This is a genomic window from Pseudoalteromonas sp. S8-8, assembly GCF_000497875.1.
In the GTDB taxonomy this organism is placed as follows: Bacteria; Pseudomonadota; Gammaproteobacteria; order Enterobacterales; family Alteromonadaceae; genus Pseudoalteromonas; species Pseudoalteromonas arctica.
Window position 1 is genome coordinate 1 of sequence record NZ_AUTR01000047.1, and the last position, 26,845, is coordinate 26,845.

Annotated in this window: 25 protein-coding genes and 1 pseudogene; 20 read left to right on the forward strand and 6 right to left on the reverse strand. The window is 38.2% G+C overall.

Annotation, left to right across the window (positions count from 1 at the left end):
- Nucleotides 1–8 precede the first annotated feature (8 nt).
- A protein-coding gene (locus L659_RS0116005) for an IS3 family transposase (protein ID WP_155945821.1) occupies nt 9–1,189 on the reverse strand; the annotation gives its coding sequence in 2 pieces (ribosomal slippage) (nt 9–931 and nt 931–1,189; 1,182 coding nt in all).
- A gap of 83 nt (nt 1,190–1,272) precedes the next feature.
- The gene (locus L659_RS0116015; protein WP_024591189.1) at nt 1,273–1,623 is read right to left on the reverse strand and encodes a hypothetical protein; all 351 of its coding nucleotides are present in this window, start codon (nt 1,621–1,623) and stop codon (nt 1,273–1,275) included.
- A gap of 362 nt (nt 1,624–1,985) precedes the next feature.
- Between L659_RS0116015 and L659_RS0116025 the strand changes: the two genes are divergently transcribed.
- The 19 genes from L659_RS0116025 to L659_RS0116120 all read left to right on the forward strand — a co-directional run bounded on the left by L659_RS0116025 (nt 1,986) and on the right by L659_RS0116120 (nt 21,363).
- The gene (locus L659_RS0116025) at nt 1,986–2,213 is read left to right on the forward strand and encodes a hypothetical protein (protein WP_024591190.1); all 228 of its coding nucleotides are present in this window, start codon (nt 1,986–1,988) and stop codon (nt 2,211–2,213) included.
- Nucleotides 2,214–2,806: 593 nt separating this feature from the next.
- The gene (locus L659_RS0116035) at nt 2,807–3,541 is read left to right on the forward strand and encodes a DUF4165 domain-containing protein (protein ID WP_024591192.1); all 735 of its coding nucleotides are present in this window, start codon (nt 2,807–2,809) and stop codon (nt 3,539–3,541) included.
- 44 nt (nt 3,542–3,585) lie between these two features.
- On the forward strand, nt 3,586–7,149 hold the full coding sequence (locus L659_RS0116040; RefSeq protein ID WP_024591193.1) for an Ig-like domain-containing protein: 3,564 nt from the start codon (nt 3,586–3,588) through the stop codon (nt 7,147–7,149).
- Between the two features lie 30 nt (nt 7,150–7,179).
- Nucleotides 7,180–9,762 carry a hypothetical protein gene (locus tag L659_RS0116045; protein ID WP_024591194.1) on the forward strand — a complete coding sequence of 861 codons (2,583 nt, stop codon included), beginning with the start codon at nt 7,180–7,182 and terminating at the stop codon, nt 9,760–9,762.
- A gap of 168 nt (nt 9,763–9,930) precedes the next feature.
- Nucleotides 9,931–10,131 carry a hypothetical protein gene (locus L659_RS0116050; RefSeq protein WP_024591195.1) on the forward strand — a complete coding sequence of 67 codons (201 nt, stop codon included), beginning with the start codon at nt 9,931–9,933 and terminating at the stop codon, nt 10,129–10,131.
- Nucleotides 10,132–10,165: 34 nt separating this feature from the next.
- On the forward strand, nt 10,166–10,438 hold the full coding sequence (locus L659_RS0116055) for a hypothetical protein (protein ID WP_024591196.1): 273 nt from the start codon (nt 10,166–10,168) through the stop codon (nt 10,436–10,438).
- Between the two features lie 309 nt (nt 10,439–10,747).
- On the forward strand, nt 10,748–11,896 hold the full coding sequence (locus L659_RS0116060) for a DUF4158 domain-containing protein (RefSeq protein ID WP_225305755.1): 1,149 nt from the start codon (nt 10,748–10,750) through the stop codon (nt 11,894–11,896).
- Nucleotides 11,897–11,964: 68 nt separating this feature from the next.
- Nucleotides 11,965–12,261, forward strand: a complete 297-nt coding sequence (tnpA, locus tag L659_RS0116065; RefSeq protein ID WP_024591198.1) for an IS66 family insertion sequence element accessory protein TnpA — start codon at nt 11,965–11,967, stop codon at nt 12,259–12,261.
- A complete protein-coding gene (gene tnpB, locus L659_RS0116070) occupies nt 12,261–12,608 on the forward strand; it encodes an IS66 family insertion sequence element accessory protein TnpB (protein ID WP_024591199.1) in 348 nt (115 codons plus the stop codon). The genes tnpA and tnpB overlap by 1 nt, the downstream gene beginning before the upstream one ends.
- 86 nt (nt 12,609–12,694) lie before the next feature.
- Nucleotides 12,695–14,227: an IS66 family transposase gene (gene tnpC / locus L659_RS0116075; RefSeq protein WP_024591200.1), complete on the forward strand. Its 1,533-nt coding sequence runs from the start codon at nt 12,695–12,697 to the stop codon at nt 14,225–14,227.
- Nucleotides 14,228–16,105, forward strand: coding sequence for a Tn3 family transposase (locus tag L659_RS1000000123520; protein WP_024591201.1), 1,878 nt, complete (start codon nt 14,228–14,230; stop codon nt 16,103–16,105).
- A gap of 57 nt (nt 16,106–16,162) precedes the next feature.
- Nucleotides 16,163–16,549, forward strand: a complete 387-nt coding sequence (gene merR / locus L659_RS0116085) for an Hg(II)-responsive transcriptional regulator (RefSeq protein WP_024591202.1) — start codon at nt 16,163–16,165, stop codon at nt 16,547–16,549.
- 277 nt (nt 16,550–16,826) lie between these two features.
- Nucleotides 16,827–17,174: a mercuric transporter MerT family protein gene (locus L659_RS0116095; protein WP_024591203.1), complete on the forward strand. Its 348-nt coding sequence runs from the start codon at nt 16,827–16,829 to the stop codon at nt 17,172–17,174.
- A gap of 50 nt (nt 17,175–17,224) precedes the next feature.
- Nucleotides 17,225–17,500: a mercury resistance system periplasmic binding protein MerP gene (gene merP / locus L659_RS0116100; RefSeq protein ID WP_024591204.1), complete on the forward strand. Its 276-nt coding sequence runs from the start codon at nt 17,225–17,227 to the stop codon at nt 17,498–17,500.
- 9 nt (nt 17,501–17,509) lie between these two features.
- Nucleotides 17,510–17,929 (forward strand): organomercurial transporter MerC, encoded by a 420-nt coding sequence (gene merC / locus L659_RS0116105; protein WP_024591205.1) that lies wholly within the window; start codon nt 17,510–17,512, stop codon nt 17,927–17,929.
- Between the two features lie 38 nt (nt 17,930–17,967).
- The gene (gene merA / locus L659_RS0116110) at nt 17,968–19,581 is read left to right on the forward strand and encodes a mercury(II) reductase (protein WP_024591206.1); all 1,614 of its coding nucleotides are present in this window, start codon (nt 17,968–17,970) and stop codon (nt 19,579–19,581) included.
- 39 nt (nt 19,582–19,620) lie between these two features.
- A complete protein-coding gene (locus L659_RS1000000124130; protein WP_024608233.1) occupies nt 19,621–19,989 on the forward strand; it encodes a YHS domain-containing protein in 369 nt (122 codons plus the stop codon).
- Nucleotides 19,990–20,161: 172 nt separating this feature from the next.
- Nucleotides 20,162–20,611, forward strand: coding sequence for a MerR family transcriptional regulator (locus L659_RS01000000123045; RefSeq protein ID WP_024591207.1), 450 nt, complete (start codon nt 20,162–20,164; stop codon nt 20,609–20,611).
- A gap of 176 nt (nt 20,612–20,787) precedes the next feature.
- Entirely contained in the window at nt 20,788–21,363 is a 576-nt protein-coding gene (locus L659_RS0116120) for a recombinase family protein (protein ID WP_024591208.1), read from the forward strand.
- Here L659_RS0116120 and L659_RS1000000123945 read toward each other — a convergent pair.
- From L659_RS1000000123945 to L659_RS0116140, 3 genes and pseudogenes are all read right to left on the reverse strand, one after another.
- A pseudogene (locus L659_RS1000000123945) lies at nt 21,360–23,304 on the reverse strand (putative bifunctional diguanylate cyclase/phosphodiesterase). The gene L659_RS0116120 and the pseudogene L659_RS1000000123945 sit on opposite strands and share 4 nt — an antisense overlap.
- 531 nt (nt 23,305–23,835) lie before the next feature.
- On the reverse strand, nt 23,836–24,261 hold the full coding sequence (locus L659_RS1000000123240; RefSeq protein WP_024591212.1) for an OmpA family protein: 426 nt from the start codon (nt 24,259–24,261) through the stop codon (nt 23,836–23,838).
- Between the two features lie 11 nt (nt 24,262–24,272).
- On the reverse strand, nt 24,273–24,689 hold the full coding sequence (locus tag L659_RS0116140; RefSeq protein WP_024591213.1) for a protein-disulfide reductase DsbD domain-containing protein: 417 nt from the start codon (nt 24,687–24,689) through the stop codon (nt 24,273–24,275).
- A gap of 440 nt (nt 24,690–25,129) precedes the next feature.
- On the opposite strand from L659_RS0116140, the gene L659_RS0116145 reads away from it, so the two are divergent.
- Nucleotides 25,130–26,140: a DNA replication terminus site-binding protein gene (locus tag L659_RS0116145; protein ID WP_024591214.1), complete on the forward strand. Its 1,011-nt coding sequence runs from the start codon at nt 25,130–25,132 to the stop codon at nt 26,138–26,140.
- Nucleotides 26,141–26,173: 33 nt separating this feature from the next.
- Here L659_RS0116145 and L659_RS0116150 read toward each other — a convergent pair whose 3' ends face one another.
- Nucleotides 26,174–26,806 carry a hypothetical protein gene (locus tag L659_RS0116150; RefSeq protein ID WP_024591215.1) on the reverse strand — a complete coding sequence of 211 codons (633 nt, stop codon included), beginning with the start codon at nt 26,804–26,806 and terminating at the stop codon, nt 26,174–26,176.
- Nucleotides 26,807–26,845 lie beyond the last annotated feature (39 nt).

Below are 26,845 nucleotides of genomic sequence, written 5' to 3' on the forward strand. Positions count from 1 at the left end.
TGTAGTGGTCAACTAATTTTGGCCACAGTTTTAGAATCTTGGCATCTAACCTCAGATTCATTTGGGGCTAAACCGGCATTATAATGATGTGGCCTAACGTTGTTGTAATATCCGTTGATATAATCACTAACGCTATATTTAGCATCTATAAAATTTCCATATCCAACCTTTGGCATCCATTCCGTTTTAAAGCTTCTAAAAAATCGCTCCATTGGTGCATTATCCCAACAGTTTCCACGCCTACTCATACTTTGTTTGATTTTATAGCGCCATAAACGTTGACGATATTTTAAACTGGTATAGTGACTACCCTGGTCTGAATGAAACATCAGTCCTGTCGGTTTTCCTCTGCTTTCATACGCGAGTTCAAGCGCTTTTAGCGTTAAATTAGTATCTGGCGACAACGACATGGCCCAGCCAACTACTTTACGTGCAAATAAATCAATAATAACGGCTAAATAAGCCCAGCGATTACCTACCCAAATATACGTCACATCACCGCACCACACGGTATCTGGCTCAACAACATCAAATTGTCTATCAAGCAGATTTGGAATTTCAAGGTGCTCATTACCGCCGCGTTTATATGAATGTTGAGGTACTTGGCAGCTTTCAAGCTTTAATTTAACCATTAGCTTAGCAGCACGATAACGACTCAATTCAAAATCATTGTTCGTTGCTATTGCCGCGATTGTCCGCGCCCCAGCTGAGCCGCCGCTCATTGCATGTATTGCTCTAACTTCAGCCTCTAGCCTTATTTGTTCTAGTGTCGGCGTTGTATCCCTTATAGCCCAATATTTATAGCTGCTACGATGCACATTGAATACGTTACACAGCACGCTAATTGGGTAACGCTCTCGTTGATTTAGTTTCTCAATTAACGAGAATTGTTCAGGGAGTCGGACATCAAGAGAGCGGTAGCCTTTTTTAATATATCCTTTTCTAATTCAATGCGTTGGATTTGCTTTTTAAGTTCGCGGATTTCAATTTGTTCGGGCGTCATTGGTGAAGCAGATGGTGTCTGGCCACTCCGCTCTTGCTTTAATTGAGTAACCCACTTACTGACGGTTGATTTACCCACCCCCATCGCTTTGGCTGCTTCTTCTTGAGTATAACTTTGGTCAACTACAAGCTGAGCTGTTTCTAATTTGATTGCCGCAGAATACGTTGCGCGTTTTAATTTCGTCATTTTTTCACCCAAATTTGTATGCTTATTAGCATAACATTTCTTTCTTAATGGGTGGCCAAATTAACTATGCCACTACAATGCCACTACAGTAACAATTTAAATGAAATAGTAGAACTTAATGAGCCTATTGGAATCGTTAATTCACCCGCAGTCACTTCAAAATCGACTCCCGCACTCGCTGTAATAGCGGTCACTTCATAGCTTAATGTCACTTCTTCTTTTGTTGCTTTTGAGAGAGACAAGCGAACACTACTATCTAAAACTGAGTCAGCGGGCTCATTAATAAGTTTTGACGCCTCAATAGAAATTGATGCGGGAGTTGTGTCTTCTGGAAAAGTAAATCCACCACTTTTTTCATCTTCCTCACTACCACATCCACTGAGTACCGAGGCTGCGGCTAAAGCGAGTACAATATTACTCTTTTTAAGTTTCATAACTGCTTTCCAATATTTGAGTTAATAACACATGATTTCGTCAAATAATATCAACCGGCTACCACAACATTAAATTTTACAGAGGCTATAAATGCTATCTGTAATTTTTTTATTTGCACTTGATACTAAGTAAGGTTAGAAAAAATCCACATGAAAGGTCTAATATGAATATCATTAAAATTGGATTGCTTGCAGCAAGTATAACCAGTATATCCAGAGTTTCAGCTTGTGAAAAATGGCAGTTTATAGTCACTGGCGAAAGCCAACTCATATCTTCGACACTTGAAATAGAGTACGAACCGACTGAGCAGATTATAAAAACCGTTACTAATTAAATAAACGTTAAAGGTGAGCCCATCTTTGTGGATGGTGAAAAGCCTTATTTAGAATTATTAGTAAGTAGTTCAGATAAACAACGGTTTACTTATGAACTCATGGCTAATCTGCCTGTAACTACCGATGAAGGCATCTTATTAAGGCCATTCGATATTGAAGATGTTGCGCCATTGCAGAATGGTTACTTAAACTTTCATCAACGTGGTGATGTTAAAATCACGCTCTATGGCCAGAAATTAACGTGCACAGATTGATTTAGTGCCACTAATCAGGATTAACCGCCATAATTTAGAGGTCATACAGTTAACACCTCTACGTTTTAACGGCACAGTGTCGGTTAATTATATCTACTTCAAACTTGGCAGACAGGTAGCGTTATATGAGTATAAAGTCAAAAGTATCGAAATTATTGAAGGGAATAAAAACTCATTTTATTGGTTTTTTAAAGTACGTTTTATATATGGGTGGACCTTTTATAATCCTATATGCACTAGGAGACTTAATTTGGCTCGTAAATGAAAAGTATGGAAGCATCATATTTTTTATCTTGGTTATCTATATCTACATTGGTGTAGCTCAAAACAAGGTTGAGAAGTCAGAGTTTCAAAATAATTCTTTCAATATAAATTTGATGTTTAATTTATGGAAGAATATAGCTATATGGCCAATTAAAAAGGTTTGTGGATAATTATGATGTAAATCAAATGCATACAGTTTAATTTACAAACTAATAGTCCCGTATCATAAAAAACGCATAAGCTAGAGTGTACTAATTTATGCGTCCTATTTTTTAACATTTCCCTTTCAATGCTTAAGAATACCTACATTATCCATAATAGGTATTGTCATGAACAAATTCACTAAGGCAACTTTATTGCTAACGGCTGGTGGTTTAATCCCCACCGCATCAGCTGAGTTACTTGAAATAAACTACACTGATTCAAACCAAGTTATAAAAACTCAAAAGCCAACAGAAGCGTATATCGGCACAAATAACGATATTCAATTTTCTCTAAGCGCCGGTGTAGAACGCTTAGTTCAGCTAACAATCACAAATTCAAGCAATGAAATTGTGAATACATTAACTAGTGAAAAGTTAGGCCCAGCAGATCGTATTACGGTTAATGGGAAAGAATATTACGGCTCACTTTTAAAACTAGACTCTATTGCAGACGGTAAATATCAAGCAACAGCGAGTATTTTAAGTGCAAGTAGCAATTTAATTTCTTCTGAAACATATGATTTAATTGTTGACACTACGGCCCCAACAATGGGGGCGTTTACATGGTCATTTCCCTATGGCAGTGGTAATGCTCCAGATGGACTACCGAAGTTTAGTCATACGAGTGACCGCCACTTTACTCTTGGTAATATTACCGATGACCTTTCTGGTATTGATAAAATAATTTATAAAACATATTGGGAATCAGATGGTAAGGAAGGTCAGTTATATAAAACAGGCGATGTACCATATTATCCAATCTTGAATAAAGCTATGTTAGGAACAGGGGGGGATAATTCTAATGCAGCTGTATTTTTTCCTTCAGGAACACAAAGTAAGCACAAAGTAAGCACAAAGTAATTTTTGAAGTATTCGATTTAGCAGGTAACAGTGCTGAAAAAGAGATGTACTTTTATAATAATTCTAAATGTGGACCAAGCCCCAAAATCGTTGCAATTGAAGACCCAACGTACACAGGTGATTACTTGGGGCAAGCCGGATTTAGGCCTGTTACCGATAAAACTCCAATCAACAAAAACCCACTTGAAGCTATATACCGTATCTCGAAAGAGGCCTATAAAGCAGCTCCGGGAGCATCTGTATTCGCAGGGTCAACAACAGGTATAACGAATCGCGGTTTAATTTCAGTTGATGATGAATTCGCTTATTTTAAAATTTATGGTCCAGCAAATACCTCTAATAACTTCAACTATCCAAATGCTGGGTGGACAAACAACAGTACGTGGCGTTGTAACTCTCTTTCCTTTCCAAACCCTGAATTTACAGACAAAACATTACCACCAAAAGGCACTAATATAGAAGCGTTTGTTGATGGGGTTGGCTGGGTACCTAAAACCTATAGGGCTTCGGGTGAAAATGGGCGCGATACAATAATATCAAAGATACGAATTACAGGAAGTGTTAGAGGTTACGAACAATACGCAAGTATGTATGGAAGTTCATGTAAAATTCCACCTGGGGATAGTTCCTGTGAACTAGATACAAACTTAGCGTTTAATAAAACAGGTACTGTTGGCTATTACCATTCAAGGCCTCTTTTACGAAGCTCTGACAACACTAGCATGTTTGACAGTACCTTAAGCCATGTTTGGGAGTGGGATGCACAAGACCCAATAATTAATGAAATAATTGAGCATGATGAAACAGAAAAAAAAATCAGTTTTAGTATTACTGAGTTAAAGTCGGGCAGTACGTGGGATAGAGTGAAGCTCGGTAGTGCTGGAATTATTATAAAAAAGGACGGCAATGTAATTGAAAATATATCAGCTTCTTCTTTACTTCGTTCCGGTTCAGATTATGTCGCTACAGTTAATTATTCTAATTTAGATCATGGCTCTTTCGAGATGTTTGCTTGGGCTAAAGATAATTATAGTAACTATGTTGAGAAGCTTCTTTTATCGATTGATAACGATATAAAGGCACCTGATTTAGTTTTTTCGATAGAAAGTGGCGCTACAATAAAATCATTGGATGAAATTACGATATCTCTTACCGACGACAATGAATCTAAAATTAAGTCTGTCAATTTAAAAGGTGGCCCAGCTAACGAAAATGTATTCTTAGCCACCAGCGAAACTAGTGAAGGTCTTTATGCATTAGAATACCCAGTGCTATTCCCAGACGAAAACTCAATATACATTCTTACCGTCTTAGCAGAAGACAATGTAGGGAATATAATTGAAAAAGAGTTACGGTTTAATTATGTTGCAGAAAAAATAGGCTTAGAAAGTGGCTTATCAGAAATAACTTTACCTGCAACGGGGGCGGTGTTCAAAGACGTTGACGGTAACCTTCCTCTTTATAGTAAACCTATTAAATTAAGTGATGGCAGTACCATAAGTGGAAAATACCCAGTTTTTGTGACTTTACGTAGTGACAGTGAAGGCAGTGTATTTATTAATAACAAAGAAATATTGCCAGGTACTACAAAAACCGTTGATTACGCTTATGACTTTGCTTTAAGTGGAGGTCGCTACAACTTAGACTTGGTGACCAAGCAAAACACATTTACAAAAGGCAGCTTATTGATCGCTTCATCTGCACCTAATTCACCGGTGCTAATAACTGATTATAAGTTCAGCGGCTACAAAGGAACAAAGCAGGTTAATACATCGCCTTACGCGATTACAGATAAATTTCAATTAAAGTATAGATTAGGTGATCAGGCATCTAACTACTGTAGCGCCTTCACTTCGTCACTTGAGGAAGTACAAAATTCTGACACATTTAAAGACAGGCTTTGCTACGTACAGATGAATATCAAGGGCGTAAAGCAAAGCTTTGATGTTACTGATACACAAGCTATGCTTTCTTCTTATTTAGTATCATTAAATGACCAGTTTGCTGAATTTAAAGTAAGCGTTGTTGGGTATAACAATGAGTTATTCACATTATTTCATGACAAAATTCTAGTAACGCCACGCGATCCAAAAGATAGCTTGGCGACTACGCTAGAGTATACAGACGATTTTATTTATCATGAAATACAAGATATAGACACGTATGTATCGATGGCAAATTATCAAGGCTGCGCGTTAACAACAAGTATCGAGCAAGCTAAAAAACGTGCATTTGATAAAGTTGGGGCTGAAGAAACACCACTTTGTTTGGTTGAATGGACTAATTATCCAAGCGGCTTAACCGAAGATAAATCGACTGGCAAGGTAAATGGCTTTCCGGACAAACTTGGTTCTACAACCTTTGATTGGGAAATTAAGATTTTCTTCAATGAGAATGAATCTATGCCTATTTCAATTGGCTCAAAAGCGGTTGATATTGTCGAGCCTATAGCACCTAAGTTGACGGCCACCACGATTGAGTTTACCAATGGAGTTGTCTCAACAAGTGCAAACCATCTACTGCGTGATAGCACCGCAAGCGTTAAGGGAATTACATTTAGTGTTGAGCCTCGGCTGTATAAACAAATCATTAGCTTTAATGGTGAGAGTTGTACAGTAGAGAGTAACTTTACAAAATGTGCTTTACCTGTCGATATAGCACCGTTAGGGAATAAAGTAGACCAGTTACAGGGTAATACTAGCCTGAAAATCGACATTGATTCTGACCGCCCTTACTTTTTAGACAAGGGCATGGGTACATTTACAAATGGATTGAGCTGGGATTATACAGCGCCTTTATTGCATGAAATTGTTATTAACAACAAAAACGATGATAGCGTTATTGAAAAGCAATTAGAAGAAGGCAGTGCTAAAGCTAAACAGGATGAAATTCTAGTTATTGTTAAATCGCCATTCACCAACATTAAAAATGATGAAACATGGAAATTAAAAAATTCGGCATTAATAATCGAAGAAATTGAAGACATAAGATTTCAACAATCAGTAAAGATTGATAACAATACATTCTATTTTAGTAGCTCAAAACAAAACTTGAGTGAAGATAATCGACTCCCACCGACCAAAACCGAGCTGGTGGGTGATTACATTGTTTATCACTACGATATGACCCCATTGTCAGATGGTGCTTTTAAGTTCAGTTTGAACCTGCGTGACTATTACGATAACGGTACTGATTATGAAAACCCCATTTTTTACTTGCAGCGCTTTGCCCCTGAAGTTCAATTAACATATTTACGTGACAAATCTCGTAGTACCAATCCATTTTACTTTGCCAGTGACTTTGGCGCTGTAACAAATCCAGGGTGGGATACAAAAAATGAAATAATAGAGGCTACATTTGGTGGTGTACCACTTACTTTAGTGGATGATCCAATTGATGCTAAAAGCTACGTTAAGTTCTTTGATGGAAATTTAGATAACCTAACGCCCGGTGATACCTATGAACTGATTGTAAAAGCGAAAGATTCGTTTGGCAATATAGGTCAAACTGAAGAGAAATATGTGTATGCGCCGTCAAAATTCAGTATTAAATCTAAAGACACTGGCACACATGATCTTTACCAATATATTCAGCGCGGTACGTTATAGATCTACCAAAGCCAGTATCTTTGTAACTTTGTGGCATCTAAAGATTTAGCTATTGAAATATCAAGAGATGCTAGAAAAGGCTGTTACGTCAAATTAGACAACCTACCTAAAGGCATGGACGCTCTCTATCAAGGCTGGGCTATGACTGTTACGGGGTCTATACATGATGAACTTGATAATACGGTTAGCTACAGCGCTTATGTTGTTAACCCTGATGGTAATGAAGTAAAAGTAGAAGCTGGCGAGTTTGAATACAATATTAAAACTGCTGAACAAATGGCATTTGATTTAAACCCTATTATTGAACTTAAAGAAGGTGTTTATGGTGTTATCCCAGAAAATCCCGTTTTAGCACGCTATAGGCTTCAACACGTCGCGGGGGAGTTAAACATCAATGTAAGTCGTGGTGAGTATGAATCGTCTGAATACATGGCACAGAGGAGCCACAAGCCGATATATGAGCTACTTGGCATTATTCGTGATGACGATGTTGATAAGCGAAAAGTGTTTGACCGCTATCCGCTGGCAATAAATGCCGCCTACACGCTATCAGATGAACATTTAGCAGGTTCGACAGGCGAAGTTATTGTATTACCATCTCGTAAAGTGGCTATAAATTTAAGCATGGACTCAGAACGCAATGTATTAAGCACAGATGAAGTTCAAGTAACGGCGTTCATGGGAGAATGGAATTGGAAAGAAAAAATAAGTAAATATGATGCAAGCACCATGGGCGAATGGGATATTTATTTAGCGTATAAAAATAACAGAGGTGAAGAACAAGTAATTTCGGATACACAATCGAATAATGAAAATGGACAAGCTCAGTTCACGGTTGCTATTGCTGATATTTTCCGCAAAAGTAATGGTTTCTATGCTGTCGCGTCAGTCAAATCGCCACATAAAGAATATGAAAAGAAAATTATATCGACCCCTATATTCATGAGAATAGTTTTGGGTACTGGAGTAGATGGTGAATTAAGGAGCTCACAAGTAAGCGGAAAAGTGCCGTTTACCACACTAGTTCGTTATGACTATGAAACGATAGAAGATATGGTTGCCGGCAATGATACAAAATGGGAGATTTCAGAGAACCTTGCTGATTGGTCAGTGCTAGAAGAGTACGAAGGGCGTAACGCGATACCTTTCTTAATGCAAGCTGCTGGAGATAAGTACGTTAGAGCAACGGTTACAAACAAAAACACGGGTGAAGCGTCAGTTAGCACCCCACTTAAAATTAGTGGTTACGACAAAGCAAGCTTAGTGATTAAAGGACCATCTCAAGTATACGAAGGGCAAGAGTTTAAGCTCAATATGCTCGACTACAATACGACCCTTCATACATATGACGGACAAGCTCAATGGTCGCATGATGAGGGTAAAACATGGTTTGAAGGTGCGCCTGTACAGTCATTTATAGCTAAAGGCGAACAAGCGCTCATTATGGGTCGATTCAGATTCAGTACAACAACTGAAGCAGCGGGGGAGCAGGCATGGTCCGAAGCTCGTTACTATGCGCGTCCTGTAACTCCAAGGCCAGTGATGGCACAGATACGTGCACCTCATCTCGTTGAAATGGGCACGACAATAGATGTAGAAGGACAGGTGTTAAACTTAAACGGTGGCGTTGATTTACCTGTTAAATATGAATGGGTATTGCCTAATGGCCAATTGAAAAACGATGTGTCGTTTGAGTACACGCCTACTGAAAGTGATCTTGATGACAACAACCGGTTGAAGTTTGTGTTAAAGGCATGGGTGGATGGTTATAAAGAGGCTACTTATCGTGAAACTCAACGTAATTTAGAGAGCTGGGTGTATGAGTTTCCTGAAACGACTATTGATATAAGAAGTAATATCTTAGTAGCGCCAGCAAACATCACAGGCATGATATTGCAAAAACATAAGTTTATGCCAGGAGTTACTTATACCTATGAATGGTTGGAAAGTGACAATATTGAGATAACGAATCCAACCCGCATGTACTCTAATTTACTCGTCAAAACGCCGGGTGTGCATGAAATTAAGGCCAAAGTGACGGATAGTAGAGGCAAAGTAAAAGAGATAAGTAAGTTTATTGACGTACTTGAAGCTGATCCAGTGCAAGGGAGTTTAGTTCACTTTCCATCGAACCGTTATAGTCGTGCACCACTGGGGTTAGTAGCTCGCGCCCAAACTAAAGGCGGTCACCCACGAGATTTCATCATTGACTACAAGTGGTTTATAAATGGAGACGAAGTTGAAGTTAAACCGCCAAGAAGCCCAATGAATCGTTTTGAAATTGAGGAAGCGGGTATTTATGACATAAAGGTTATTGCTACCAGCATGTATGGCCAAGAAACTGAAATTAATGAACGATACGAAGTGTTTGAAAACAAAAAGCCAACCTGTCAGAGTGTTCAGTTAGTACGTTCGGGTACAATTCGTATTACGGCAACCTGTAAAGACGAAGATGGCTATGTAGTTGGTTATGACTGGTGGTTTAATGGTGAGTATGTAGGTCGTGGTGCTGCTTCAACTCAACTTAGGTTATCACAATACCCAACTATGAACGTGTCCTATGAAGCCGTAGATGATGCGGGTGGCCGCACTAAAGGATCGTTTAATTGGTAATTATGTAATACATACTAAAAAGCTCACGGCGTTTCAAATTGAATGACGTGGGCTTTTTAAAAGAGAATGATTTGCGGCATGAAGCATGAGATAGGACAGTAAATAAATTTAAATTAGTGTGATTGGAATATTCCAAAGTCTAAAGTAAACAAACCGAAAGGACTAATAATGAAAGAAGAAACCATTAAAGAAACAATAACAAAAGTCGAACAAGAACTTCAACAGGCGGAAGAAGAGCTTAGAAACTGGCAAGATTACGATTTCCGAAGAGAAGATGGCAGCATGAGACAGGACGCAATGCACGAAAAGCATGGTCGAGATGCTAAGCAAGAGGTAAATTCACTAAAGCTTAAGAATGAAAAAAGATAAATCAACAAAATAATTGGAATGTAGGAGTAACCGTATGTTAAAAAATCTAAATCAAAAGCAAAATCCAATAGTTGATCATGATGGTAAATTCAAAAAATCACCAGTTAAATTTGGTACGTTTATGTATGACATTAAAAATACTATCATTGGTATTCATGGAAGAACCCTAAAAGTATTTGATTTATCTGATGATAATGAAAGCTACTACCAAGCTTGGGTTGATGGGTATCAGAATGATGGATATTCACAAAATGAAGCTGTCCAAAACGCATTAAAATTTGCAATAGAAAAAAGGCATTCTTTATAAGATGGAAACTAGATTTTAACGTACGCTCAGTGCACTCCATTGGAATGCGGAGCGTATGCTTTAGTAAGTACATCCCTTATTAGTAAAGAATTACACGAATGATTCGTGTAGTGCATTGTAAGGTAATTGATTGGATACCTATTTACTCTCGGACGTATATTCATACAAATCGACTAATAGGGGTTTTGTGCCCATCCCCTCGAAATCGGCATTAAGGTTATTATTTGATCACTTATTTGAGGTATGATTATCAAAAAATAATTTTAAAGGCTTATCATCATTGCTGCTCAACTAACAAAACGTATTCAAATTCTCACACAGTCTGAAATTAATGAGCTTTACGCATTACCAAACTTTAGCCGAGCAGATAGAGAAGACTACTTCTCTATAGATAAAGAAACACAGAAGTTAATTAATACGCTAAGACAAACTGAAACACGAATATATTTTATTCTACTATTAGGTTACTTCAGATCACGACCTATAGTGTTTAACTTTACGTTTGCTGATGTTGAAGCTGATTATAACTATATTAAAACCAAGTATTTCAATGATAAATATATTGATACTGAAGATTTACCCCCCAGAACTAAAACTGCATTAATTAAAAAGTTACTGAGCTATACTGGCTTTTCGATTTTTCAAAGTAAAATAGATAAGGAACCGTTGCTTAGAAGGCTCAATAATGTTGTAAAAATCAATTTGGAGCCTAGATATGTTTTTGATGAATGCATTGCATATTTTGGTCAAAACAGAATAGCCTTAGCTGGCTACACAACATTGCAAGACACTATCTCAACAGTGTTATCAAATGAACGAAATCGTATCGAGACTATTCTCAATGAAAACTTAGCCCAACCTACAAAAGCAACGTTACTTAAATTACTTGAATCAAATAGCACCTTTACTGATTTAGCCAAATTAAAGAAAATGGCTAAAGATTTTTCGGCTAGTCAAATAGCACAAGAGCTGAAGACGCATAAAATCATACGTTCACTTTACCCTGAAATTAAGGTACTTATTGCTGAACTCGAATTATCCCCTAAGAACCTTGAGTATTATGCTTCCTTGGTCAAACATAAGTCCGTTTATAAGCTCAGAAGACACGATGACAGCCAGACCATCTTATATCTTGTGTGCTATTTATTTTTTAGATACCGCGAAACTAACGACAATTTAGTATCAGCCTTTATCTATATGATTAGAAAGTTGACGGAATCAGCTAAGGGCTATGCTAAACAACGCATTGTAGAGGATGTCACTATTGTTCGAACCAAATTAAAATCCGCTGGTAGCTTGTTAAAGTATTTTATCGATACAGATATGGACGATAACCTTAGTTTTGGTGATGTGCGTAAGAAAGCTTTTGAACTGATCCCTGCCGATAGTATTAAGTTGTTAAGCGACCATTTAGATAATACTGACTTTGATGGACGTGAATATGAAGTAAGCGTCTAGCCAAGTGCACCTGCAAGTAACTCGTCAAAACTATTAAGCTATCCCTGAATTTCAATTAAGAGGTAGCTATGAGAAAAACACGTAGCCTTGAGCAATGGCGTAGTATTATAGAAGAGCAACAATCGAGTGATTTAACTATCACTGAGTATTGTCAGCAAAATACTTTATCAAAAACAACTTTTTATGCCGCAAAAAACAAGCTAAAGGCATTACCTGGCAATTTTGTTCGCGCCAAAATCACTAAACAACCTGACGTTATCAAGCCGCAACAGCCGATAACCCTCACTGTTGGCAAAGTAAAAGTCAGCTTGCCATCAACAACGCCTGCAACTTACCTCAGCCAATTGTTACGCGAGTTTGCCTGATGAAAATGTTTGTTGAACCCGAGCGTATTTATTTACACCGCGATGCTGTGGATTTTCGAAAATCGATTGATGGTCTGGTCGCCATCGTTGAAGGCGAGCTTGAACGTGATGCCTACACTGGCGCGCTATTTTTGTTTTGCAACAAAGCGAAAGATAAACTCAAATTAGTGTACTGGGATAAAACAGGGTTTGCTTTGTGGTATAAGCGACTCGAAAAACAAAAGTTCAAATGGCCAAATAAAGCCACTTTGCAAGAATTTGAACTCAGCTCTGGGCAACTGGATTGGTTGTTGTCGGGATATGATGTGCTTGGCCATGAAGAATTGCAGTATCAATCTATGATCTAATTAACAGTAAACGATCATTGCCACACATCCGTTTTTATTTGCCCTGCAAACGAGAAAAGTGCATAAAACTTTGTTAAATTGCAGGGATGAAACTTGATGCACACTCACTTCCTGATGACCCAGAACAACTCAAGCGCATGCTGCTTGAGTTGCAACATGTCGTCGCTAAAAAAGATGAAGAGTTAGCTAAAAAGGATGCGCAAATTCACGAATTGCTGCAAGCTTATAATGCGAAACTTGCCAAAGAGTACGCTAAGAAATCAGAAAAAATGCCGGGGGCGGGTGAAGTATTCAATGAAGCAGAAGAAACGCTTGATGAGTATCATAAATCGCAATTGGCCACATCGCCCTCAGTAAAGAAAGAAAAAGCCAAACCGAAACGCCGCCCACTGCCGGCGCAATTACCACGAGTAGACGTGATTGTTGACCTCAATGAGGGTGAAAAAGTATGTGATTGCTGTCAAAGCACCTTACATAAAATGGGTGAAAGCAGCAGTGAAGCATTAGAGTTTGTGCCAGCACATATCAAAGTGATTAAAACGATTCGCCCGAAATATACATGCCGTCACTGTGAGCAAGAAGGTATTGATTGTGTGGTGAAATCCGCCCCGATGCCCGCATCACCCATTCCAAAAAGTATCGCAACGGCCAGCTTGCTGAGTCAAATAATCACGTGTAAATACCAGTTTGGCTTACCGCTTTATCGCCTAGAAACAATGTTAGGCGATATTGGTATAGAATTAAGCAGGCAAACCATGTCGAGCTGGATGCTACGTTGTGCACAATTGTTGTCACCCCTGTATCAACGCTTAAAAGAGGTGTTGTTATCGCAAGCAGTTATCCATGGCGATGAAACCCCGTTAAACGTCATCAACGCAGATAAAGCGACAAGCTATATGTGGCTGTATTGTTGCGGTGATGATAAACCGGGTAAAAGCACTAATATTGTCCTGTTCGATTATCATAACAGCCGTGCGGGCCAATGTGCGGTTGATTTTCTTGATGGTTACCAAGGCTACATGCACGTTGATGGTTACAAGGCTTATGAGCAAACTCAGGCAACACTGGTTGCATGCCTTGCTCATATGCGTCGTAAATTCATCGAAGCGAAAGGCAATAATAAGAAAACAGGCAAAGCGGATGTAGCGCTCAACCTCATTGGTAAGCTCTACGGTATTGAGCAAGCCATCAAAGATAAGCCAGCCACAGAGAAGTACACTGTTAGACAACAAAAAGCCAAACCTATTGTTGACGAGTTATACCAATGGTTGCTCAAACACAAAGATAAAATCCCGCCCAAAATGGCGCTAGGTAAAGCCATTAACTACGCGATAAATCAATTTGAAAAATTCCGGCGGTACCTTGATGATGGCAGACTTAAAATAGATAACAACCGCGCAGAGCGAGCCATAAAACCCTTCGTGATAGGGCGAAAAAACTGGTTGTTCTCAAATACCAGCAAGGGTGCACATGCCAGTGCGGTACTTTATAGCCTTGTTGAAACGGCGAAGGCAAATGACCTTGTGGTGCATGACTATATTTCTAGTTGCTTACAGCACCTAGCTGAGCAGCCTGATAACCTTGAGGCGCTGTTACCTTGGAACATTAAGAAAGGCTAGGTGTCGTTAGCTAGACGCTTACAATATGAATGGCAGTTCATCGATAAACAATCAAGTAAAATTAGAAAACTGATCCGCTCACTCTTTATGTCTATTGATATTGAGTTCATTCACTTAAAGGACGAATTACGCGAACAATACACTACGGCTCACGAAGAGTTAAGCGAATTCAAAACCATAAAAACGATTAATATCGATGTGGTACCTAAAAGTGACCGCGAATATTTTGAAGGTGACAATATCAAGTTAAATGCTAATCGTTTTGAATATTTCCTTTACCGTAAGGCAGAGCAACTGTTTCATAGTAATACAATGACGGTTAAAGAAAGCGTTAATAATCGTAGTTTAGCCTCAGATCTTATTCAACCTAAAGAATGGGAGCACAAAACTGAAATAATTGAAAATTCAGGGCTTGATAAACTCGCTACTCCCATCAACCAAACACTAGCCGATAAAAATCAACAATTAGAGGCCAAGCTGAAGGAAGTGAGTGAGCATATTTTTAGTGGCGATAATAAGTACGTTGAATTTATTCCTGGCAAGACTGAACTTAAGTGGTCAATTCCGAACAACCGATGGCAAGAAAGTATTGAAAACCCCCTTTATAATCAAATCCAACATATGGGCATTGTTGAACTAATGCTCTTTGTTGACCAAAAGACTGACTTTCTAAAATCGTTCACTCACATTTCTGTCAACAAAGAAAAATCACCGGCTAATAAGGAAGATCTAATCGCTTGCATATTAGCTAATGGTACTAATTATGGCTTATATAAAATGGCGAATATCTCCGACCGTTCCATGGGGATATTACGTAGTGTGGATGATAGCTATATTAGATATGAGACGTTAACACAATCTAATGATCAGGTTTCTAATGCAATCGCCACTTTGCCAATTTTTGCTTATTACCACGCGGATGATAACCAATTATTTTCAAGTATTGATGGTCAAAAATTCGAGTGCCGTATTAATACATTTAAGGCGCGTTATTCATCTAAATATTTTTCAAAAGGCAAAGGGGTTTCTGCGCTAACACTTGTTTCAAATCACGTTCCAGTGAGTACGCAAGTTATTGGTGCAAATGAGTATGAAGGCCACTTTGCTTTCGACTTACTTTATAACAATTCATCAGATATACAGCCAAATACCTTATCGACCGATACGCATGGTACCAATAATGTTAACTTCGCAATTTTGGACTTCTTTGGTTACACGTTTGCCCCTCGATACGCAAAAATGAAACGAGTATTTTTTGATTTGTTTGAAGTGACTGAAGAGGATGGTGGCTGTATTCAATTAAAGAAAGAAATTAATCATAAATTAATTGCACAAGAGTGGAATGAAATTCAACATATTGTTTGCTCATTGAGCCGTAAAACTACTACCCAAAGCACTATCATTAGAAAATTAAGTAACGGCAAGAGCCGTACATTGTCAGCTTTGCATGAGTACGATCGTTTAATAAAGTCTATCTACGTTTTAGAGTATGTTGATAATTCAACGCTGCGCCATTATGTTCAACAAGCATTGAACAGAGGTGAAGCATACCATCAATTAAAACGGGCAATTACTTCAGTTAATGGTAACAAATTCCGTGGAGGAAATGATTACCAAGTATCTCAATGGAACGACTGCGCTAGGCTCATATCTAATTGCATTATTTATTATAATTCCGCGTTACTTTCGGCATTTCTGCAAATACAAGAAAGAAATGGCAGGCAAGACGTGGTTGAACTTATTTCTAGACTATCGCCTGTTGCTTGGCAGCATATTAATTTAAACGGTGAATATGCTTTTAATAAAGATCGTAAAGAAATAGATTTAGTTGGTTTACTCAACGGTATCGAGTCAATTAGCAACACAAAGAACGGATAAAACAAGTTACAATAATAAATGTATTTAACACTATGATACTCTCAGTAAGGACAATTAATGTCTAGAACCATCAGTAAAATAGCAAAGGAAATCGGGATCAATATTGAAACCGTGCGTTTTTATGAACGTAAGGGACTAATAAAACAACCCGTTAAACCTTTACAGGGTTATAGACAATATTCAACAGAAACGGTAAATAGAATTCGTTTCATTAGGCGTTCTCAGGAGTTAGGATTCACCTTAAGTGAAATAGAGGGATTACTTTCACTTAATGATAGTCCCTGTAACCAAGTAGAAGAGTTAGCGAAAAAAAAATTAGTGGCTATTCAAACCAAACAAGCCGATTTATTACTTTTAGAAAAAGCACTCTTAGAACATATCGGCCAATGTCAAAGTAACGAAGATGATACATGTTGCCCTATTATCGATTCTTTACAGCCATAAAGTGTCAAATTTCAGCTGATTTTTTTATACTGCCTGTCACTTAAAAACAAATTATCAACACCGCCAAACCTTACCCATTGTTCCTATGTCGAACTATCGGCTTCGTTTTATCTCTCGAATTGCATATCACTATAGCGCTAGATGAAAGAGCCTGCTCTAAATCAAGGTCATATTGAGCATGGTCAAAATACATTTTATTACTTTAATAAAAAACGCTCTTGACTCCGTACCTAGGTACATGAATTACATTAATACCATAATTTAACGAGGTATCCATATGAATCAGAAAACATCAAACCTTCCAATGATAGGCGGCATTTTAGCTGCCATAGGCGCAGGGGTATGTTGTGTCGGCCCTCTCGTGTTATTGCTACTTGGCATAAGCGGCTCTTGGATAGGTAATTTAACCGCATTTGAACCCTACAGACCCGTATTTGTTCTGTTTGTGGTGTTGTTATTTAGTTACTCAGGCTGGAAGATTTACCGTCCTGTAGAAGAATGTAAACCTGATACGGCATGTGCGGTACCAGCAACACAACAGCGACGTAAAGTTATCTTTTGGCTTAGTGCATTAACTGCGCTTATTTTGGTCACTAGCAATTACTGGATACTTTGGTTCGCTTAACTTTTTATCAAAAAATTTACTTTTACACTACTTAAAATTTGGGATCACCTATGAAAAAATTATTATTAAGCTGTTTACTTTCTCTTTCAACCATCAGTGCTTTTGCTGAAACTCAAACGGTTACGCTTGACGTACCCACGATGAATTGTGCTACATGCCCAATAACGGTTAAGCATTCACTAAAAAATGTCGAGGGTGTTGAAAAAGCCGAAGTCACTTACGGAACCAAATTAGCCGTGGTTTCTTATGATGATGCCAAAACCAACGTTGATGCCTTAATAGAAGCAACAACCAATGCGGGTTATCCGTCTACATTGAAAAAATAGAGGTGAGCTATGTTTAATCCTTTAAAGCTTTTAACACGCATTGGCGATAAAACAGGATCTTTAGGCGCAGTTGTTTCAGCAATGGGGTGTGCCATGTGCTTCCCTGCTATTGCCAACATTGCAGCGGCATTAGGTATGGGGTTTTTAGGCCAATGGGAAGGATTATTCATCAATACTTTATTTCCATTATTTGCCTCATTAGCCTTAGCAATGAATCTTTTAGGTTGGCTTAGTCATCGCCAGTGGCACCGTAGTTTACTCGGTTCAATCGGCCCGATTTTAGTTTTATTGTCCTTATACCCTTGGTTTGAATATGAATGGAGTTCATACGCTACTTATGCAGGGCTAGGGTTAATGGTTGCGGTTTCAATATGGGATATGGTTTCTCCTGCAAGTCGTCGCTGTGATGATGAAACGTGCCCTGCATAACCATTACTTTTTAACTTATAAAAATTGGAAATATTTAAATGTTCACTTTATCTATTAAAGGTATGACTTGTAGCAGTTGCACTAATCACATTAATGAAGCTGTTGAAGCAATCCAAGGCGTAACATGTATTGACGTTTCATATGATAATGCTACAGCCAAAATCGAGACAGAAAATGACAACAACCGTTGTGAAATTATTGATGCAATAGAAGCACTTGGCTATACCGTAGCTGAACTAGATTTACATAAAACCAAACAATTACATGTTGCGATTATTGGTAGTGGCTCAGGTGCTTTTGCTAGTGCTATTAAGGCGGCAGAAGGTGGGGCTAGAGTAACCATTATCGAAGGTGCAGAGGTCATTGGTGGTTGTTGCGTCAATGTCGGTTGTGTCCCCTCAAAAATACTTATTCGTGCTGCGCAATTAGCACATCAACAACGAGAAAACCCATTTGATGGACTTGAAAACAATAATCCTCAAATAAACCGTTCTCTGCTAGCACATCAACAAACAGCGCGTGTTGATGAATTACGTGGGGCTAAATACATCAGTATTTTAGAGTCAAACCCTGCATTGACCTTATTAAAAGGGTTTGCGCGTTTCAAAAATGAAAATACATTACTTGTCAAAAAAGAGGATGGCTCAGAAGAAGAACTTATTGCTGATCGCATTTTAATTGCAACAGGCTCTACACCGACTATTCCACCAATTAATGGTTTAACCGATACCCCGTATTGGACATCTACAGAAGCGCTATTTGCTCAAGAACTACCTGAGAGTTTACTTGTCATTGGTTCATCCGTTATCGCGTTAGAAATAGCCCAAGCTTATGCGCGTTTAGGTAGTAAGGTTACGGTATTAGCACGCCATACGTTGTTATATGCAGAAGATCCATTATTAGGTCAAAAGCTTACTGAATGCTTTGAAAAAGAAGGTATTCGCGTATTAAATAACACACAAGCGAGAAGCGTTAGCCATGATGGACACTCATTCTCATTAGACACTAATGAGGGGGTTTTAAACGCTGACAAGTTACTCATTTCTACGGGTCGTCATGCAAATACCGAGCAGCTTGGTTTAGAGGAGGTGGGTGTTGAAACACAAAGAAATGGCGCTATTGTTGTTAATGATAAAATGGAAACATCAACGGCTAATATTTATGCCGCTGGTGATTGCTCTAACATGCCCCAGTTTGTTTATGTAGCAGCCGCAGCAGGCAGTCGGGCTGGTATTAATATGACAGGTGGTGACGCTAGGCTTGATTTATCAACCATGCCAGCGGTTATTTTTACAGATCCACAAGTAGCAACAGTGGGATTAACGGAAGAGGAAGCCATAACAGGGGGATTTGATGTTATTAGCCGTGTGTTAGATATGGAGAACGTACCGAGAGCATTAGCAAATTTTGAAACAGATGGGTTTATTAAACTTGTCGCTGACAAAGCAACAGGTAAAATTCTTGGCGCACAAATACTCGCTCATGAAGGTGGCGAATTAATACAAAGCGCTGTTCTCGCTATTCATAATAATATGACGGTAGATGACCTTGCAGGGCAATTATTCCCTTATTTAACGATGGTTGAGGGTTTAAAACTATGTGCGCAAACTTTTAGCAAAGATGTTAAAGATTTATCGTGCTGCGCGGGTTAAACCATTATTTTTTTAAACAACTAATAGGAGATATCCACGATGATTTGCTCAACCTGTGGCTGTTCGCTAATCAGATTAGGGATCAATATTTCGCAAGCACCAAAGATAGAGTACAAATCTGTTGAATATTTTTTTTGTTGTCAGGGGTGTTTAGCCATTTTTCAAAAAAAACCAGATAAATATCTGAGGGAAACATTGGATATAAAAGTTTGCCCTACGTGTTTGGCAGAAAAACCAGTGGCGCTAACCGTACCTTTTAAGTTTAACGACCATGAATTGCACTTTTGTCGCTGTCCTTATTGTTTAGATACATTCCAAAAAGATTCTCAGTATTATATCGACAGAATGTCAGGAAAAACAGACTTCGAAGGACTGTTTTTCAATGACGAAAATGCGTGTTGTCATTGATGAAATAACGTCACTATAATATGTCGAATACTCCTTTGTAATTTATTGTTTTTAGGTGGTAACTATTTGTTTTTTTAGTTACCACTTCTTTAAGGTCTAAAGGCTTATCAATAAGTTACATATTTATTGCTATAAAATTTAGTATCAATATTTTTTCAAATAAGGAACGATAATGAACAGCCAAAAAATTGAAAATATCCCTATTGAATATGCCTCTTTTCTAAATAAAATTCCCGACTTTAATGGCTTTATCCAAGCAGACGATGAATTATTGGACTTTCCATTGAGTATTTCTCAATTAGCGAAAGCCGCTCAAACCACCGTCCACACTGTCAGAAATTATGTGCTTGAAAACTTATTACATTGCAATGAGCAAACCAAATCAGGCTATGGTCGTTATGATTTATGTGCATTGAAACGTCTTAGGTTTATCAGAGCTTCAAGAGCAGCAGGTCTTCTTCTTGTTGATATTAAGCCATTATTAATGGCAATTAATGCTGACAAGCATAATATTCCAGACGAAACACTTAATTTACTTAATATTAAGATCCAACATAAGATAACTTATTTGGAGTTAGTTACTAAGCAAATTGAGGCGATTGAACAATTAAGTCAAGTTTAGGTATTTATAATCAGCTCGACAAGAGACTATGAATATAGATAGTTAAATAAGACATCAACATGTACTTTATCTCATAACATAGTAGACAGTTTGATATACCCTATATTAATCGTCTACTAAATCGTTTACATTACCTAAATAGACAACAATTCTACTTATCGATTTAATAGACGCTTATGAGAAAATTTGGATACGCACGAGTATCAACTAGCCAACAATCACTAAAACTCCAAAAACAAGCTCTAGAAGCTGAAGGTGCTAAACCATCAAGAATATTTTCTGATGTTGGTAGCAGATCTAATATGGATAGAGAGGGTTTGAATCTTTTACGAGTAAAGGTAGAAGAAGGTGATCTTGTTTTAGTTACTCGATTAGATCGCTTGGGTAGTGATACTGCCGATATGATTAAATTAATAAAAGAGTTTGATAAAGCTGGTATTGCCATTCGCTTTATTAAAGAAGGTTTAAGTACTGAAGGAACAATGGGGAAAATGGTTGTTACTATTCTAAGTGCTGTTGCTGATGCCGAACGTGAACGTATATTAGAACGCACAAATGAAGGTCGGATTGACGCTATGGCAAATGGTGTTGCTTTTGGTCGAAAACGTTCTGTTGATCGGGTTAAGTTACTTGAACTTCATAAAGGTAAAATGGGAGCCACTGATATAGCCAAGGAATTAGGAATAGGAAGATCTACAGTTTATAAAATTCTAAATGAAGATAAGCCTAAAAAAGTTAATGTTTCATCCTAATGCCGATTTCGAGGGGATGGGCACAAAACCCCTAATAATAGCGGTTTTGAATAGTAATAGCCCTGAAACAAATCACAACCACAGTCTATAAGGCACTGCTTTTGCTCACCAGTTTCAATGCCCTCTGCAAGTAACGTCAAGTTTAGATTTTTACCAATTGAAATAATGTTTTGCACCATTTTCAACGATTGAACATCATGCATAATATCGTCCACAAAGCTCTTATCAATTTTCAACTCGTCTATGGGTAATGTGCGAAGCAAATTTAAAGACGAATAACCCGTACCAAAATCATCAAGTGAAATACAAATGCCTTCATCACGAAGCTGGTTAAGTATCGGGAGCACTTTATTAATATCATCGATAAAAAGACTTTCAGTGATCTCAATAGTAATTCGCTTTGGGTCAATATTGTGGCGGTTAATGGACTGTTTAAGCATCGTAATAAAATCAATGTGGGAAAATTGTTGAGCCGAAATATTGATTGCTATTTGAAAGGTTAAATTTAAGCTTTTTTGCAATGCACTCATTTCTTTCAATAATATAATTACCAATTTTTGGCATTAGGCCACAATATTCAGCAATGGCGATAAATTTATCAGGGGGTACAAAGCCCAACTTTTTATCTTCCCACCTTACAAGTGCTTCAACGCCGTATAGGGTATTATTTGCATCCACTTGCGGTTGATAAACCATGTAAAAGCACTCAAGCTCAGCAGCTACACGTAAGCGCTCTTCTATTTCCAAACGATCCATATAAGTTTGGGCCATGCTGAAGGTGAATACATTAAACGTATTGCCTTCTTTTTTCGCATTATACATCGCGATATTGGCAGAACGTAAAAGCAGGGTTAATGTTTTACCATGTTCAGGTGCTTTCGCAATGCCTATGCTACAACCAAGGCGTAACTCACTTTCACCAATCTGAAAGGGTAACATCATTGCTTTAATGATAATTGATGCGTTGCGGCGAAGCTCGGTCGTATGTATGTCAGGTGTTAAAAGAATAAATTCATCACCCGCATAGCGAATAAGGAGTTCATCTTTTTTTTCAAATTTTTTAAGTCGTGCCGTTACCTCTTGCAGAATGCGATCGCCCGCCAAATGGCCATATCTGTCGTTGATTAATCTAAAGTGATCAACATTAATTAACATCATGGAAAATGTTTTCTTCGTGCATTTAAACCAGTCAGACAAGTGGTTGTTAAAGTAATGTCTGTTAGGCAATGACGTCAGTTCATCATGGTGAGCTTGGTGGAGTAAATCATGATCTCTTTGTCGCTGCTTAGCGGCCAGTAAGCGAATTATATATAGTGCAGCTAAATTAATGGCGATTAACAGAGAAAACTGAATTAAAAAAGGCGAAATTAAGAGGGTTAAAATGTCACTTTTCAATATTATAGACTTGATCCATAAACCATAGGTATCAAGTCGTGCGATGACAACTTGAGCCCGTTCGTTGTAAAAAAGATACGGCTTGAATGTATCTTTTGTGTAGGGGTATTGCCTAGCAATCACATCAACTAATGGAATGGGTTTACCCATTCGCTCAGAGAAGATAAAAGGTTTATTTGTGTACGCACTGGAATAATCAAGGTGAGTCGAAATAAATTGGCGATACCCATCATCACGCAACATTGTGAGCGTATTATAGGCGGCATAATGCTGATGATTGTTAAACAAGCGCGCGCCATCTATTTTTAGTCCAATAACAATCAACGCAATAGGCTCACCGGCGTCAGTGCGTAATGTTTTACGTAACGGTATAAGAAGTTGTCCGTCTATTCGATATGTTCGCCCAAGTACCACACGGTCACTATTTAAAGCGTTAATAAATCCATCGCGTGTTTCATCATAGTCTAATAAATTAAAGAGAGGGTCTAGCTTAATGCGCGGTCTCACTAATTTAGGTTGACCATTTAGATTTGAAATGCCAAGCATCGCTATATCTAGGTTTGACTCTATAAGGTGATCGAACTCTTCTGTAACCCTGTCGCTATCAATGAGCTCTTGGCCATCAACAATAGACTGTTCAAGAAACGATAAAACTAATTCTTGGGTGCTAAGTAATGAGTCAACGCTGCTGGCAAAACGATTAACCGTCGAAATTTGGCGTTCTTCATGAATTTTTTTTCATTATCCCACTGACACCAAATAGCAGCGGAAAAAATAATAGATGTTACCCCTGCTATAAATAAAAACCCTAGAGGTAAGCGTTTGATTATTGCCATCACGGTTCCTTAAGAACACTTATACACATTGGAAATACTGACTTAAAACAGGTGCTAACCAATAAGAAAATAGTAGTGATTTAAATTCGTGCGGAATATAACACAACGCTCAGAATAACCCTCTATAAGTAGTGTGTTAGAAAATATAATTAATGATTAAGCATGAATAAATAATACCTTAAATGTTTCACTAACCAGACAAATGAAGCCCCACAGAGTGGGGTTCGCAGGCACAGTGCAATTAATAGCTTAAATGAACTGTACGCGCGTATGGCTTTAAGTGACTATTTGCTTTTGAAACAGAGCTTACTTTTATTTGCGATTGTAAAACCCCGCGCTCGAGTAAATAGTTTTCTATAAAAGTAGCGCGTGACATTCCAAGCTTGAAATTGTAATTAAAGGACCCCGAATCATCACCGGCGCCTTGCAATAAAACAAAATGACTAGGATTAGCGGTTAAGTGGGCAATGTGTGGCGCGAGTTGTTTAGCCATAGTCTTAACATTGATTGGTTCCGCTGCATCAAATTCGAATTCGACAAAATGAAAGGTGGGTTTATAAGGTTTGGTTGCTACTTTAACCACACTTTTTTGTTCTTCTACGACAATCGTGTTTGAACAGGCTGAGGCTAATATAGCCAAAGATATAATAGAGAGACTTTTAAACATGTTCAGTTGTCCTATAAGTTAATTTCAACAGTAACGGGTGGGTAACACAGGCCTGCTTCAGCACAACCGCGATAAGAAACACTAAACGTAGTCTGTTTAAGGGCTGATTTAGCGAAGTGTGCTGCAGCATGCGTTTTAATAATCATAGTGGTACCGAAATATTCATCATGGGTTGAAACGGGCGTACTGGTAAATTGAAGTGCGTCTTCAGAGATTTCATTTACTTTAATGGTGTCTTGATAAAGATAATAACCAGGAGCAACATCCCACGTTAGTTTAACGTCAGTATCTGTTAAGTCATATGAGAGTATGAACGCCTGTTCGTGGTGTAAAAAGGTTGGTTTTTCAGTTGGTAAAGCCGTATCTATATTTAGGCTGGCGCTGGTGGCCAACATAATAAGCGATGCGGAGAGAATAGAGGTAAGCATGTAAACTCCAATAAGCATTTAATTAGTGTATAGGTGAATAGTAAAGGGATTAACACAGAAGCTAAAAAAATAGAGATACCAAAAAGGGGGGCTGTAAAATTTAAAGTCGTTGAGTAGGAAGAGTAAACTAGTGTTACAAATTAAGGGAATGAAATTGAATGGTTCTATATATATGACTACAACATACATGTTATTGACAGACAAGGTGAAACAGCTTTACCCTTCGGGTAGCTGTTTATTTCATATATCTTTCCCTTTCCTGATACGCCACTAATGCCACGCTCCAAAGAAAAAAAAAGAAAATAATAATAAATAAAAAGAAAATAAACACGCTATCAGGGTAAGCCAAGCTAAATATTATACAAAAATGTGTCAGAGCGCGTATTAGGTGGTATATAATATGTGCATGTTGTAGTCATTATTGGACAGTAAGAGGCACTATGGAACAACTAATCAAAACAACGCGGGGCGATTTTAAGTTTCAATACAATGAAGTGCTTAATGCTGTAGATGCTCTAACCTGCGCACTTAAAGAAAATACTGACTCTATTGGTGCAGATATATTCGTCCTACCTACCATCACTGAAGACATAGCCAAAACTCGAAGCTTGGTACAGTCTCGCATTCGTTTGAAATTCAATGATGAACATCAACAAGCTCTTTTAGATGCACCGTTTGATGTTATTCACCAAACCGGCATTGAGGCTATCCGTAAGACGATTACGCATATCGGTAAGTTTCGCGCACAACACAATGAATCAACTCGCTATTCAATCAAATTACCGGGCCTGATCAATATCCAATGCGACTTTGCGTATATGCAAAGGTTGGCCACTTTATTTGATAGCCTCAATGCAGAGAAGGTGAAACTCAAAGGTGTTATTCACCGCTTGGCTAAATCAGTTGATCAACGATTTGAAATTGTTCACGACGCAGAACCTGGGCTCATATTTCCAATGGCAACACGAACACACCCTGTCTTTATTCAAAAGGATATTTTGAGTGCGCGTTTTTCATGGGAACATAAGTCACAAATTAAAACGCTAACTAAGCAGCAGGTGATTGAGAAAATAGACCGCTCTTTGGCGTATGCACCTAACCATGGCAATAGTACAGATTCGCGAGCAGGCTTTGAGCTTCACATTCAAGAAGAGCGTAAGCTTATCAGTCATTTCACAAGTAACACGCTATTTAACATAACTAGGAAAGCACCTGCAACGCCGATTTTGAAATTGCGCTTCAACGAGCCTAAAAACCCGAATAATAGCGGTACGGAAATGACCCTCAGAAAAGATTTACACGCGCATTCGCCTGTTTTCTTAATTAACTGTGTTGATACGTTTAAATTTAAACCGTTGGGAGATTATGCTGGTAGAAAAGAGGTGGTTAGCAAAGTAGAGCCATTAATACCGCGTCTACACATTTACTTGAAAGAAAAAAATCAGCAGTAAAGCAATTGTGCTTTACTGCTATTACAAATATGTTTACTCCAGTCCATAAAAATCTTTCCATGTTGTGAACTGAGTATAATAATAATCAGGCGCACTCGGTAACTCTGCTGGTCTATGGCCTTGCCTTGAAAGCCAACGCCAATCATAAGCGTTTTTTAAACCATGCTCTACACGGACGCTTTTTGCCAAGGCTTTTGCTTCATCCCATTCTAAAAAACGGGACGCTTTAGGCGCAAGAAACAGATCCCAGCCTTCAAAATCCTTGTAGTAAGCCTGTGGAGAGCTAGGGAAAGAACCCGGTAACTTATCTTCCTTCACAACCTTTTTCCACTGACGTATCGAGGTTACGTTGTATTTTCGCACCAATTGCTTTAGATCTTCATAAGACATTACATCGCGTTCATCTGTGTTTATTTTTTTTGGCTGTTCTTCAGCCTGTATTTCTTCACTTAGTCTTTGCCCGAGTTTAAGAAGCTCTTTAAAGTTGCTGATCTCTTTAAAATACATCATTGGATTAGAGGGAATATCTGCTGGACGACCTTGCAATCCATTAAACTGGCCGTTACACAACTTTTGAAAATCTGTTGCAGAACGAATACCCATCTGAAAAAGCTTTACTGCAGCTTCCTCTAACCCTAGTTTAGATATTGAGTTTGTCGATGGCATTATTTATATACCTTAAATTATATTAACTTACGTCTAGTC

Bases quoted from the DNA above. Each gene is read 5' to 3' on its own strand.
- L659_RS1000000123240 (WP_024591212.1), bottom strand. From the start codon at position 24,261: ATGTTTAAAAGTCTCTCTATTATATCTTTGGCTATATTAGCCTCAGCC.
- L659_RS0116145 (WP_024591214.1), top strand. From the start codon at position 25,130: ATGGAACAACTAATCAAAACAACGCGGGGCGATTTTAAGTTTCAATAC.
- L659_RS01000000123045 (WP_024591207.1), top strand. From the start codon at position 20,162: ATGAACAGCCAAAAAATTGAAAATATCCCTATTGAATATGCCTCTTTT.
- L659_RS0116140 (WP_024591213.1), bottom strand. From the start codon at position 24,689: ATGCTTACCTCTATTCTCTCCGCATCGCTTATTATGTTGGCCACCAGC.
- merC (WP_024591205.1), top strand. From the start codon at position 17,510: ATGTTTAATCCTTTAAAGCTTTTAACACGCATTGGCGATAAAACAGGA.
- merR (WP_024591202.1), top strand. From the start codon at position 16,163: ATGTCTAGAACCATCAGTAAAATAGCAAAGGAAATCGGGATCAATATT.
- tnpC (WP_024591200.1), top strand. From the start codon at position 12,695: ATGAAACTTGATGCACACTCACTTCCTGATGACCCAGAACAACTCAAG.
- L659_RS0116035 (WP_024591192.1), top strand. From the start codon at position 2,807: ATGAACAAATTCACTAAGGCAACTTTATTGCTAACGGCTGGTGGTTTA.
- L659_RS0116015 (WP_024591189.1), bottom strand. From the start codon at position 1,623: ATGAAACTTAAAAAGAGTAATATTGTACTCGCTTTAGCCGCAGCCTCG.
- L659_RS1000000124130 (WP_024608233.1), top strand. From the start codon at position 19,621: ATGATTTGCTCAACCTGTGGCTGTTCGCTAATCAGATTAGGGATCAAT.
- L659_RS0116050 (WP_024591195.1), top strand. From the start codon at position 9,931: ATGAAAGAAGAAACCATTAAAGAAACAATAACAAAAGTCGAACAAGAA.
- tnpB (WP_024591199.1), top strand. From the start codon at position 12,261: ATGAAAATGTTTGTTGAACCCGAGCGTATTTATTTACACCGCGATGCT.
- L659_RS0116120 (WP_024591208.1), top strand. From the start codon at position 20,788: ATGAGAAAATTTGGATACGCACGAGTATCAACTAGCCAACAATCACTA.
- L659_RS0116150 (WP_024591215.1), bottom strand. From the start codon at position 26,806: ATGCCATCGACAAACTCAATATCTAAACTAGGGTTAGAGGAAGCTGCA.
- merA (WP_024591206.1), top strand. From the start codon at position 17,968: ATGTTCACTTTATCTATTAAAGGTATGACTTGTAGCAGTTGCACTAAT.
- L659_RS0116095 (WP_024591203.1), top strand. From the start codon at position 16,827: ATGAATCAGAAAACATCAAACCTTCCAATGATAGGCGGCATTTTAGCT.
- L659_RS0116055 (WP_024591196.1), top strand. From the start codon at position 10,166: ATGTTAAAAAATCTAAATCAAAAGCAAAATCCAATAGTTGATCATGAT.
- L659_RS0116040 (WP_024591193.1), top strand. From the start codon at position 3,586: ATGTACTTTTATAATAATTCTAAATGTGGACCAAGCCCCAAAATCGTT.
- tnpA (WP_024591198.1), top strand. From the start codon at position 11,965: ATGAGAAAAACACGTAGCCTTGAGCAATGGCGTAGTATTATAGAAGAG.
- merP (WP_024591204.1), top strand. From the start codon at position 17,225: ATGAAAAAATTATTATTAAGCTGTTTACTTTCTCTTTCAACCATCAGT.